Genomic DNA, 12,022 nt, shown 5'->3' with positions numbered 1-12,022 from the left:
TTTGCTTAATTATTATGCTTGATATAAAAGAAAACCTTTTGGTAAAACCATTATCTGTTCTGAAGCAATTTCGATAGAAGAACTTAGCAAAACTTCTCGATCAGTTCTATCAACAAATTGTGTCTCTTGGCCAGTATTAAAAATCCCATAGATCGTTTGTTCCTCCAAACGACAAGCGAGTCTAATCAACCCCGTTTCAAAAGAAGTTCCTGCCCAATCGATTGTTCCACCAGAAAAAACAGCCGCATACTTTTTGCGAAGGGCAATCAATGATTTTACAAATTCCTTCAAATCCAAATCTTGCTGATTTTCCTCCCAAACCATACAACGACGACAATCAGGATCCATATCACCTGTCATACCAATTTCATCACCATAGTAAAGACAAGGGACGCCTGGTTGAATATACGTAAACGCTAATACTTGGCGCATCAGCTCTTTATCCTCTTTCGTTTCATGCAATAAGCGTGGTGTATCGTGGGAATCTAAAACATTAAACTGCATTTGATTCGTTTGTTGTCGATAGAGCATTAACTGGTTGTTCATTTCAGAAAGCATCTTTTCCAAGGACAGTTCTTGCTTGACAAAGTAGCCCATAATCGCATCTGTGTATGCATAATTCATCACTGCATGAAATTCGTCTCCTTGGAGCCAGCTTTGCGACGAGTGCCAAATTTCTCCTAAAATATAAAAATCTTCTTTTGCGTCATCACATGTTTGCCGGAATTTTTTCCAGAACGCATGATCCACTTCGTTTGCCACATCTAAACGCCAGGCGTCAATATCATATTCCTCGATCCAATAACGAGCAATTTCTAAAAGATAAGCTTGCACCTCTGGATTTGCTGTATTTAATTTAGGCATATGCGGAGTGAATGCAAAAGTATCATAGGTAATGTTGCTTGCTTCTTCAAAATCAGCACTTTCTTCATAGCTAGCTGGAAACTCATTTACGTGGAACCAATCGGCATAAATTGAGTCCTGGCCATTTTTTAACACATCTTGCCATTGAGGGGAAGTGTCCCCCATATGATTAAAAACGGCGTCCAACATAATCTTAATGCCCCGTCGATGACACTCTTCGACTAAACGCTTAAAGATAGCGCCATCACCAAAAGCTGGGTCAATTTTTAAATAATCAATCGTATCATATTTGTGATTAGAAAACGCTTCAAAAATTGGGCAAAAATATAAGCCGTTAACACCTAAATCTTCAATGTAATCAAGATGATCTAGCACCCCTTGCAAATCCCCACCAAAAAAATCTTGTCGATCTGGTCTTTTAGATCCCCACGGCAACGTCCCTTCAGGATCATTGGCGGGATCACCATTTGCAAAACGCTCTGGAAATATTTGATACCAAACCGTTTCTTTTACCCATTCAGGTGCTTTAAAACGATCGATTTCATGAAAATACGGCATCCGAAAATAATTATTCGCCATCGCTAAATACTTTTCTTCTAAAGGATAAATGCCGTGTTCGCCATAAAACGCCGTCAAGCCATCCGCCCCTACTAAAGTAAAAGCATATGAAAGGCGTTTAAATTTTGCACTTAATGCAATAAACCAGTAATCATATAACTCCGTAGATACTAACTTCTCCATGGTTAACGACTGTTGGTACCACTTTTCTTTTCCTAAAAGATAAGGATCTCCTTGCATTAATTGGACAGAGGCAATGTCGCCTTTTGCCGTACGCAAACGAATATGCATGGTTTCTTCTGTATAAAGATAAGCAAATTCACTTTCTGGACGATGGTAGATTGCAGCAGTGTTCATTTAATTCTCTCCTTTAATTGTCGCTTTTCGTGTATTTTCTAATACTCGAACACATTTTAGCGCAAACGATTGCATTTGTATACCCTTTTTTATTTTTTTATTTAAAATGCTTAATTAGTGGTATACACCACTTTAAATAAACAGCATGTTATTTATAACAAAAAAACTTTTTTAACTTTCTCGATGAAAAACACTTGATTATTTCCGCAATCGGTTGCATAATAAGACTTGTAAAAAATAATTTTTGGAGGGTTCAAAAATGAAAGCGAATTGGAAAAAGATTTTAATGGGCGGTATCCTTTTAAGTGCTTCCGCGGTTTTACTTACTGCCTGTGGTGGTGCAGAAAAAACGAAAGCTGAAAATGAAAGCGGTTCAGCAAATAAAGCAGCTGGTGACGTAAAATTATGGGTTGATACTGAATATATGGGCGTCTTTAAAAAAGTTGTCGCCGATTTTGAAAAAGAAAACCCCGATATTAAAGTTAACTTAACTGCTGGAAATTCGGCAGATGCTAAAAAAGACATTGCAAAAGATCCTAAAGCTGCCGCAGATGTTTTCATGATGCCACATGATCAAATTGGTCAAATGGCAGAAGCTGGTCTGATTTACCCTAACACAAAATATGAAAAAGAAGTCAAAGAAAACAATATCGACTCAGCAGTTGCAGGGGTCACTTGGAAAGACAAAGTCTATGCCTACCCTTATGCCGTAGAGTCACAAGTTCTTTATTATAACAAAGATACGTATTCTCCAGAGGAAATCAAAACTTGGAAGTCTTTAACTGAAAAAGGCAAAATCGGTACCAATTTTGGCGAAGATGGCGCAAATTATATCTTCGGTCCTCTATTTATGAGTAACGGCGATTACTTATATGGTGAAAATGGCGAAGATCCAAAAGGTACCAACTTTAATAACCAACAAGGTATAGAAGTATTACAATGGATTGCCGATCAAAAAAATAATCCTGGTGTGATCCAATCAAATACAGAAGCATTGTCTAATCTAGGTTCTGGCAAAACGGATGCCTTCCTTTCTGGTCCTTGGTCTAAAAACGATGTAGAAAAAGCTCTTGGCGACAAAATGGGGGCTGCTGCCTATCCAACCATTGATTTTGGCAATGGAGAAAAACAAATGAAAGCTTTCTTGGGCGTTCGTAGTTTTGCTGTCAACCAACAAACACAAGCACCATTGGCCGCAATGACATTAGCAAACTATTTAACAAGTGAAAAATCACAAATGACTTACTTCAAAGAAATCGGTTTTGTCCCTTCAAACAAAAAATTACAAACAAACGAAGAAATCACACAAGATACTGTTGCAAAAGCTATCTTAGAAATGGCGCAACCAACTCACTCTGTGGTAATGCCAAAAATCCCAGAAATCGTTTCATTCTGGCCTGCGATGGATGCAGTGATCAATGATACGTACAAAGGCAATATCAAACCTGCGGATTATCAAGCAAAATTAGATAAATTAGTCCAAGACACATCAAAAGAAGCAAAAGAATAAAAAGAGTAAAGAAATGGGACGAGCTTCAATCTGCTGTCCCATTTCCTCTATCTTTTTTATTTAAGTAGAAAGTGAGTGAACGAAGATGTTCAAGAAAAAGAAAGCCCAGACGTCATTTCGAGAGGTCTTTAAAAAAGGCGACTTCGCTACAAAACTATCTTTTTTAGTTATGGGTGCTGCAAACTTCGCCAACAAGCAGTGGTTAAAGGGAATCATCTTTTTAACAGCTGAAATTGGCTTTATCTATTGGTTAATCCGTAATGGTTTCCACGCATTAATGATGCTAGGAACACTAGGGACCCAACAGCAAGGATTAGTATATGATGATTCTTTAGGGATTGAAGTTCTAAAAGAAGGCGATAATTCAATGCTCTTATTATTATTCGGAATTGCAGCAATTTTAGTCTGTTTATCGCTAATCATTTTATATGTAATCAATTTAAAAAGCGCCCGTCACCTATATGAATTAAAGACAGCCGGCAAAAAAATTCCAACAACTATGGATGATTTACGTAGCTTGTTAAACGAACGTTTCCATGCAACTTTAATGACGATTCCCTTACTAGGCGTTCTTTTCTTTACCATCTTGCCGTTGTTATATATGATTTCCATTGCCTTTACCAACTACGACCATAACCATTTGCCACCGAAAAACCTTTTTACTTGGGTTGGATTGGCAAATTTAGGTAATGTAATCACAGGCGATATGGCTTCAACGTTCTTTCCAGTACTTGGCTGGACCTTGATTTGGGCTGTTTTTGCAACCGCAACTTGTTTCTTTTTTGGAATCATTTTAGCCTTGCTTATCAATACAAAAGGCTTAAAATATAAAGCGTTTTGGCGGACTATTTTTGTCATCACGATGGCCGTACCTCCGTTTGTTTCACTTTTAATTATGCGAAACCTCTTAAATGGTTCCGGACCTATCAACGCTCTGTTGTTAAACTGGGGCTTAATCGATTCTTCTATCCCCTTCTTAACAGATCCGAATTGGGCAAAATTAACCATTATTGTTGTCAATATGTGGATTGGTATTCCTGCTACGATGTTAATCTCTACAGGGATTATCCAAAATCTCCCTGAAGATCAAATCGAAGCTGCTAGAATTGACGGTGCCAATAAATGGCAAATTTTTAAAAGTATTACATTTCCACAAATTCTATTTGTGATGACCCCGGCGCTGATTCAACAGTTTATTGGCAACATCAATAACTTCAATGTCATTTATCTATTAACAGGCGGTGGTCCAGCCAATTCTAACTTCTACGGTGCAGGCTCAACTGACCTTTTAGTTACCTGGCTATACAAATTGACTGTCGATACAATGGATTACAATTTAGCCTCTGTGATTGGTATTTTAATCTTCATTCTCTCCGCAGTCTTCAGTTTAATTGCCTATACACGGACGAATTCATTTAAGGAGGCGTAACTTATGGCTAAAGCAAAAAGTTACCAGAAAAAACAACGCACTGCACTTACCAGCGTTTACATCATTCTAACCATTTTAGCAGTTTTTTGGATGTTCCCCATTGTGTGGATTATCTTAACAAGTTTTCGTGGCGAAGGCGGTGCATTTGTTCCCTATATCATTCCCAAGACATTCACTTTAGAAAACTATAAAGTATTATTAACAAATCAGACTGGCAACTTCCCCTTTGTCCGTTGGTTTTTGAACACCTTGTTCGTTTCCATCGCAAGCTGTCTGTTATCAACTTTTATTACAATCGCAATGGCTTATGCGCTGTCACGGTTGCGTTTCCGCTTAAGAAAACCATTTTTAAAAGTGGCGCTCGTTTTAAATATGTTCCCTGGTTTTATGAGTATGATTGCCGTTTACTATATTTTAAAAGCCTTAAATTTAACTGAAAGTTTATTCGCTTTAATTCTGGTTTACTCTGCAGGCTCGGCGCTAGGTTTTTACATCGCCAAAGGGTTCTTCGATACCATTCCGATGGCTTTAGACGAATCGGCTATGATTGACGGTGCCAACAAGTGGCAAATTTTCACAAAAATTACGTTGCCATTGTCGAAACCAATTATTGTCTATACTTCTTTAACCGCCTTCATGGGCCCTTGGATGGATTTTATTTTCGCAAAAGTTATTATGGGTGATAAAGTTGAAAATTACACCGTTGCGATTGGTCTCTTTTCGATGATGACCAAATCAACAGCCAATTCACTATTCATGGCTTTTACAGCTGGATGTGTGCTAATTGCCATTCCAATTACTATTTTATTTATATTAATGCAACGTTTCTATGTAGAAGGCGTGACTTCTGGCTCTGTCAAAGGCTAGAAAAAACATCGTTTGGTTTATAGCCAAACGATGTTTTTTATTTTTTGGCGTTGTTTTCCTTACACGTTTTTCTTCGTAGCGCTTGATAATTGGACAAAATTTTCATGACCGCCAAAAAGTGTTGATTGACTTCTTGATAATCCTCTAACGAAAGAACACTAAGCGTTTCAGATAGTTGCTGTTTTACTTGATTTTCTTTTTGCTTAAAGAGCTTCTCGCCTTCTTTTGTCGTATAAACATTAACCACGCGGCGATTTTCTTGATTATGGCGACGTTGAACAATCGCTCGTTCTTCTAACCCCGCAATAGAGCGACTCACTTGAACTTTCGACGTTCCTACTTGGTTGGCTAACTCTGTCATACTGATTCCTTCATTCGTTGCCACAATTAATAAAATTAACATGTCTAACTTGGTTAATTTTAGATCCTCCAAGTCTAGGTCTTTAAAAAGCAATTGGCTCATATATGAAAAAATTTCAGTAAAGACACTAATATCTAAATTTGATGAATGCTTCTCTTTATCCATATGTTCTCCCTCGTTTCCCACCTAGTGTATACTAAATCCACTTGATTATCAAATGGTAATGATTGATTTTTGTTAACTATTATGTTACGTTATACACTAACTTAAGGTTATGTTGTTGATAAATTGGAAGAAGGATGCGAAAAATATGCTAGAACTCAAAGAGATAAAAAAATATTATACTGTCGGCGGAACGACCACTAAAGCTTTAGATGGCGTCTCTGTCGCTTTTCGAAAACAAGAATTTGTAGCCATTCTGGGTCCCAGCGGCTCTGGTAAAACGACGATGTTGAATGTAATTGGCGGATTGGACAATTACGATTCTGGTGACTTAATCATTAACGGCAAATCAACAAAAAATTTTAAAGAAGCCGACTGGGATGCTTATCGGAATAACTCAATTGGTTTTATTTTTCAAAGTTACAACTTAATTAGTCATCAAGGGATTTTGGATAATGTCGAGCTTGGTATGACACTGAGTGGTATTTCAAAAGCAGAAAGACGCCAAAAAGCCGAAGATGCACTCATCCGTGTCGGTTTGAAGGACCATATCCATAAAAAACCTTCCCAATTATCTGGCGGTCAAATGCAACGGGTTGCCATTGCTCGCGCTTTAGCTAATGATCCCGATATTTTACTTTGTGATGAACCAACTGGTGCATTGGATTCAGAAACCAGTCTGCAAATTATGGCACTTATCCAAGAACTTTCGAAAGAAAAATTAGTTATTATGGTGACCCACAATCCTGAATTAGCTCACGAATACGCTGATCGAATTATTGAATTTTCAGATGGCCAAATTCGTCATGACTCGCGTCCTCATATTGAACATGAAAAAAAAGAACCTTTCGAATTGAAACGCACCAAAATGAAATTCACGACTGCGTTGCGTTTGTCTTTTAATAATATCCGCACTAAAAAAGGGCGAACTTTTTTAACCGCCTTTGCTTCAAGTATCGGAATTATCAGTATCGCGATTGTCCTTTCTCTTTCAACAGGATTCCAGAAACAAATTGATAAAACTCAGTCGGAAACGTTAGCGCAATTTCCGATTACCATTTCTAAAATAGCGACAGATCAAGATCCAGAAAGTTTCAATAATCAGGACAAAAAAGGCACCTTCCCGAAAGAAAAAGAAGTGACTGCTAAAATTAGCGATGCGGACCGTGCGCAACACACGAATTTAATTGATCAAAAGTTTATTGACTATGTCAATCACATTGATCCTGAATTAAGTAATAATATCGGCTATACTCGTCTAGTCAATATGAACTTATTAAGAGAAATCAACGGGAAAGCACAAGCTGTCAAATTTTCAAACGATGCACCCGACGGCCAATCAAACGCGATGGCTTCTATGATGGCTGCCCAAACTGGCGTCGGCGTTTCTGCTTTTCCTAAACAACTAGAAAATGGAAAAAACAATTTCTTAAAAGACAATTACTCGTTGCTTGAAGGAAATTATCCAGAAAAAGAAACCGATGTCGTTTTAATCGTCGATAGTAACAATACCACCAATATTAATGCTTTAAAAAATCTTGGCTTTGACGTGAAAGATAATCAAAAGATTGCCTTTTCAGACATTGTCGGCACAAAAATGAAGTTAGCCAATAATAATGCATTTTACACCAAATTACCGACAGGCAACTTCATTCCTAACCAAGATTTGCAAGCTGTTTACGATAACCCAGAAAATACTGAATTAACAATTTCAGGGATTTTGCGAATTAAAGATTCTTCAACAATGAATCTATTAGCACCTGGAATTGCTTATAGCGATGCACTTTCAACTAATATGATTGCCAAAAACAAAACCTCTGATATTGTTAAAGCGCAAGAAGCCAGCAACACTAACGTTATGACTAACGAAACATTAGATGCTTCCGCGAAAGAAAACCTGTTGTCTTATTTAGGAGCGAATGAAATCCCTTCAAGTATTATGATTTATCCAAACGACTTCAAATCAAAAGATAAAATTCTTGATTATTTAGATGCTTATAACAAAGGAAAAGATAAAAAAGACCAAATCATCTATTCTGATTTAGCTGGAACAATGACCCGCTTAACAGGTGGTTTAATGGATGCCATCACTTATGTGCTGATTGCATTTGCTGGGATTTCCCTTGTTACAAGTATGATTATGATTGGGATTATCACCTATACTTCTGTCATTGAGCGGACCAAAGAAATCGGTATCCTGAAAGCACTAGGAGCTCGTAAAAAAGATATTACCCGGGTGTTTGATGCCGAAACTGCTATTTTAGGTGTTGCCTCTGGCATTCTTGGTGTTGTGATTGCTTTTCTCGCAACATTTCCGATTAACGCAGTACTCTATAACCTGACTGATTTAGAAAATGTTGCCACCTTAAATCCAATTCACGGGATTATTTTGATTGTAATTAGCACAATCTTAACCATGATTGGTGGCCATATTCCTGCCCGAATGGCAGCGAAAAAAGATGCGGCAGTTGCTTTACGTGCAGAATAAATAACAAAAAAAACAATCCTTTAATTTCTCTTAAAGGATTGTTTTTTATTTGTATTTCTTATAAAACCTCCGTATACTAAGTGATTGTGAATACTTAATAAAAGGAAACGAGGTAATTTCATGTTAAAAAAACCATTTTTACTATTTTTTTCACTTTTAGGAGCTATTTTTATTTTAGCTAGTTGCGGCGTAGGAAAAGATGCCGTCACGGATACAAAGTACAAAGTTAGTTTGCAGCAAGCTGCTGAAATCTACGAAAAAGAAGCCGGCAACAGCAAACCACTAGTAAATGTCCAATTTGATACAAAACCAGAAAGTGACTACAGCTATATCTTTACCAACGATACAGAAACACTTTACGTGAATCCTGAAACAGGAAAAGTCACCAAAAATACTGAAGCAAATCAACTTGGCGAAAACGAGACAGCCTTTTCAGCTGCTGAAGTCAAAGAATTAGGCGCTGTTAACGACGTTTTAGCCAAAGCAAAAAAAGAAGTTGGAGGACTTTCGCCACGTATTTTGACTTGGAAGTTAACCAAAAATAACAATAAACTTGTTTATACAGTAGATGTTAAAACGACTACGGCAGATGAAAAAGTTACCTTAGATGCCAATAAATAAGCACAAGCGTATAACTTATCACTAAATAACCAAATCTTAAAATACTCTTTGGGACAGAACCTACGCATTCGGAAACCTTAACATTTTCTGAAGCCGATCGTTCTGTCCCAATTTCATTCTTTTAAGTAATAATAATTGTTCGTTACCCCTGCTACCGTTATACTTAGTTTAAAAGAAAAGATGGGAGTAACAATTCATGGTTTATACAGTTGATTTTAAAGAAGTAGCCACTATTGGTTTAGAAAGTTCACCAGTGGCACCTGCCCTTGCTGGACTAAGAGCGAATGAAGCTCGCTATTTTTGGAATAAATACAAACATCGCTTTACAACCGTCCCTGCCTCTGAAGCTCCAGAAACATTGGCCTGGATTGAAAAAATTTTATTAGAACGAGAATTACATTTCCCTTACAAGCCACTTGAAATTTCTTCTTTCACTTTAGATGGCATAAAAATGGCCTATGTATTTTATGAAAACGGCTTAGCAGTTAACGTGATGTACACATTAGCTGAGGAAGGCAAACGCGCCGTTGGGTTTAAACTTTCAGATGGTATGGCAATCCCTGCAGAATTTGAAGGAAAATTCAAATTTGCTCGTCAAAAATCAAAATTAGCTGGAACCATTCGCGGCTCTTATTTTGTCATTAAAGGAACCTATTAAAAAATGCTTTTGCCCTTATTCTTAAAGGCAAAAGCATTTTTTTATTTTAATTCTTCAATATAGTTAAATACTTGTTGTCCAGCAATACCGCCTTCACCGACCGCTGTCGTGATTTGACGCAATGTTTTTTCACGGACATCACCAATGGCATAAACACCAGGAATTTTTGTTCTCATTTCTTGGTCTGTTTCAATCCAACCAGCCTCATTCGTAATACCAGCTTTCTTAAATGGTTCTGTTAATGGATCTAGCCCCACGTAAATGAACACGCCGTTTGCTTCAATTTCAGAAACTTCATCTGTTTTGACATTCCGGGCTTTCACACCTGTCACAACCATTTCATTGCCAACAATTTCTTCGACAACTGTATCCCAAACAAAGGAAATCTTTTCATTTGCAAAGGCACGATCTTGAATGATTTTTTGCGCACGCAATTCATCACGACGGTGAACAATCACTACTTCAGAAGCAAATTGCGTTAAATAGATTGCTTCTTCAACTGCAGAATCGCCGCCACCAACAACTACTAAGCGTTTATTTTTAAAGAAGGCACCGTCACAAACGGCACAATAAGAAACACCACGGCCAGCAAATTCTTCTTCGCCTTTTACACCCAATTTTCGGTGTTCACAGCCTGTTGCAATAATTACCGCTTTAGCTTCATAAGATTTGTCATCACAAATCACTTCTTTATAGGATCCGTGGTCTTCGATGCCCATCACAATGCCATACGCATTTTCCGTACCAAATTTTTCTACATTTTCATACATTTTATAGGCCAATTCTGGACCCATAATAGAATCAAAGCCTGGGTAATTCTCTACCTCAGCAGTGTTGTTCATTTGCCCACCAGGCGCACCGCGTTCAATCATCAATACAGAAAGATTAGACCGTGATGCATAAAGTGCTGCCGTCATCCCAGCAGGACCGGCACCAATGATAATTACATCATACATTTTATTTCCCCCAAAATTTTAAGTAAGTTTACTTTACTCCTTAAACAATTTCTTGTCTACTTTTCTGCCCTTTTTTGACATTCGGAGTAGGTGTGTCTATTACGTAAGTTATTGTACCACGGTTTTGTGTTTTCTAGGAGGGGGAATGAAGATTAATTTAGCTATTGTATTTAAACCAGAATTCTTCAATTTTTTCTTTGAATGCTATCGTTGGATAATTCCCTCTTAAATCAAAAGTGTGTCTATCATCATCACTAAATTTTATTTGATAATTATAAATAACTTCACTTTCCATTTGTCTGAAAAGTCCTACATCAATGACCTCCGACCAACTACGCACTATTAGAAATCCCTTTTCATGATATGACAAACCACGACTGTCCATTCTATATAAAATGCCACCATATTTTCTGATATACTTAGTCTCATTAATCCCGGTTTCGATTATCAAAAAAGCAAACATACATATTAATTTAAGTAAGGATAAAGCACTGATTAGTATAGCCACTACTGTTAAAAAAACAAAAAAATTATATTACTTGTCACTGGATTTTTATAGAGTGGAAAGTAAAACCATACCAAGCAACTAAGTGTGACAAAAATAACACCTAGTCCTATACCAATTTTTTTGTATCCATCTGCCTTAGTCAGTCTCACTTCAAATATCTCTTCCTCATTTATAAGCAAACTCAAACTTTTCTCTCCTCTTTCCTTACAACAAAACTCTAATCAGTTCAAAACTATTTAACACCAATCATCAAATCAGTGTATACCTTATTATCTATTACTTGCGGACAATAGAAAATTGGTGAAACAATTGTCAAATCTTCCTGAACAACTATAGTGATTAACTCTTCTAATGCTTTAGAGAATTCAGATAGCTTATCGCCTTTTGCTCTAGTTGCTAACATATTGTTCACCTGAAAATAAGATTGGAAACGATATTCTGCTGGAAGATTCTCTTGCCATTCTTCATTGACAGGTAAAAAAACTTGAATCAGCAATTCTTCTTCACGAATGTCAGAATTCATTGAATAGAAAAAGCTGTCTGATAAAGAATAATCTGCTTCAAAAATTGTTTCCAAAGCATCTTCTAAACAACGACCCATCTCCTCTGAAGTCGTTACATAATAACGACTGATGACATTTTGATAATGTAATGATTGTTTATAGCCAATTGTTTTTCTCATT

The 12,022-nt window shown here is 37.0% G+C and carries 11 protein-coding genes; 6 read left to right on the top strand and 5 right to left on the bottom strand.

What is annotated here, in order from left to right:
* Positions 1-12: 12 nt before the first annotated feature.
* The gene (locus IGJ41_RS06085; RefSeq protein WP_104855513.1) at positions 13-1,779 is read right to left on the bottom strand and encodes a glycoside hydrolase family 13 protein; all 1,767 of its coding nucleotides are present in this window, start codon (positions 1,777-1,779) and stop codon (positions 13-15) included.
* Between the two features lie 259 nt (positions 1,780-2,038).
* Between IGJ41_RS06085 and IGJ41_RS06080 the strand changes: the two genes are divergently transcribed.
* From IGJ41_RS06080 to IGJ41_RS06070, 3 genes are all read left to right on the top strand, one after another.
* On the top strand, positions 2,039-3,289 hold the full coding sequence (locus tag IGJ41_RS06080; RefSeq protein ID WP_002395113.1) for an extracellular solute-binding protein: 1,251 nt from the start codon (positions 2,039-2,041) through the stop codon (positions 3,287-3,289).
* A gap of 85 nt (positions 3,290-3,374) precedes the next feature.
* Positions 3,375-4,718, top strand: coding sequence for a carbohydrate ABC transporter permease (locus IGJ41_RS06075; protein WP_002357775.1), 1,344 nt, complete (start codon positions 3,375-3,377; stop codon positions 4,716-4,718).
* A 3-nt stretch (positions 4,719-4,721) separates the two neighbouring features.
* A complete protein-coding gene (locus tag IGJ41_RS06070) occupies positions 4,722-5,585 on the top strand; it encodes a sugar ABC transporter permease (protein WP_002360454.1) in 864 nt (287 codons plus the stop codon).
* 37 nt (positions 5,586-5,622) lie between these two features.
* Here the strand turns inward: IGJ41_RS06070 and IGJ41_RS06065 are convergent, their stop codons facing one another.
* The gene (locus tag IGJ41_RS06065) at positions 5,623-6,132 is read right to left on the bottom strand and encodes a MarR family winged helix-turn-helix transcriptional regulator (RefSeq protein ID WP_002365578.1); all 510 of its coding nucleotides are present in this window, start codon (positions 6,130-6,132) and stop codon (positions 5,623-5,625) included.
* Positions 6,133-6,256: 124 nt separating this feature from the next.
* Here IGJ41_RS06065 and IGJ41_RS06060 point away from each other — a divergent pair, with 124 nt between their 5' ends.
* The 3 genes from IGJ41_RS06060 to IGJ41_RS06050 all read left to right on the top strand — a co-directional run bounded on the left by IGJ41_RS06060 (position 6,257) and on the right by IGJ41_RS06050 (position 9,875).
* The gene (locus IGJ41_RS06060) at positions 6,257-8,596 is read left to right on the top strand and encodes an ABC transporter ATP-binding protein/permease (protein WP_002360456.1); all 2,340 of its coding nucleotides are present in this window, start codon (positions 6,257-6,259) and stop codon (positions 8,594-8,596) included.
* Positions 8,597-8,716: 120 nt separating this feature from the next.
* Positions 8,717-9,217: a plasmid sex pheromone cAM373 precursor gene (gene camE, locus IGJ41_RS06055; RefSeq protein WP_002366593.1), complete on the top strand. Its 501-nt coding sequence runs from the start codon at positions 8,717-8,719 to the stop codon at positions 9,215-9,217.
* Between the two features lie 196 nt (positions 9,218-9,413).
* The gene (locus tag IGJ41_RS06050) at positions 9,414-9,875 is read left to right on the top strand and encodes a hypothetical protein (protein WP_002355960.1); all 462 of its coding nucleotides are present in this window, start codon (positions 9,414-9,416) and stop codon (positions 9,873-9,875) included.
* Between the two features lie 41 nt (positions 9,876-9,916).
* Here IGJ41_RS06050 and trxB read toward each other — a convergent pair whose 3' ends face one another.
* From trxB to IGJ41_RS06035, 3 genes are all read right to left on the bottom strand, one after another.
* Positions 9,917-10,831: a thioredoxin-disulfide reductase gene (gene trxB / locus IGJ41_RS06045; protein WP_002357780.1), complete on the bottom strand. Its 915-nt coding sequence runs from the start codon at positions 10,829-10,831 to the stop codon at positions 9,917-9,919.
* A 157-nt stretch (positions 10,832-10,988) separates the two neighbouring features.
* Entirely contained in the window at positions 10,989-11,171 is a 183-nt protein-coding gene (locus IGJ41_RS06040) for a hypothetical protein (protein WP_242690875.1), read from the bottom strand.
* Between the two features lie 400 nt (positions 11,172-11,571).
* On the bottom strand, positions 11,572-12,021 hold the full coding sequence (locus tag IGJ41_RS06035) for a DUF5085 family protein (protein ID WP_010712385.1): 450 nt from the start codon (positions 12,019-12,021) through the stop codon (positions 11,572-11,574).
* Between the last annotated feature and the right edge of the window lies 1 nt (position 12,022).

Source organism: Enterococcus sp. DIV1537a, from assembly GCF_051712085.1.
GTDB classification, from domain to species: domain Bacteria; phylum Bacillota; class Bacilli; order Lactobacillales; family Enterococcaceae; genus Enterococcus; species Enterococcus faecalis.
The sequence above is the reverse complement of the archived record's forward strand: the minus strand, read 5'-3'. Positions and strand labels throughout refer to the sequence as shown.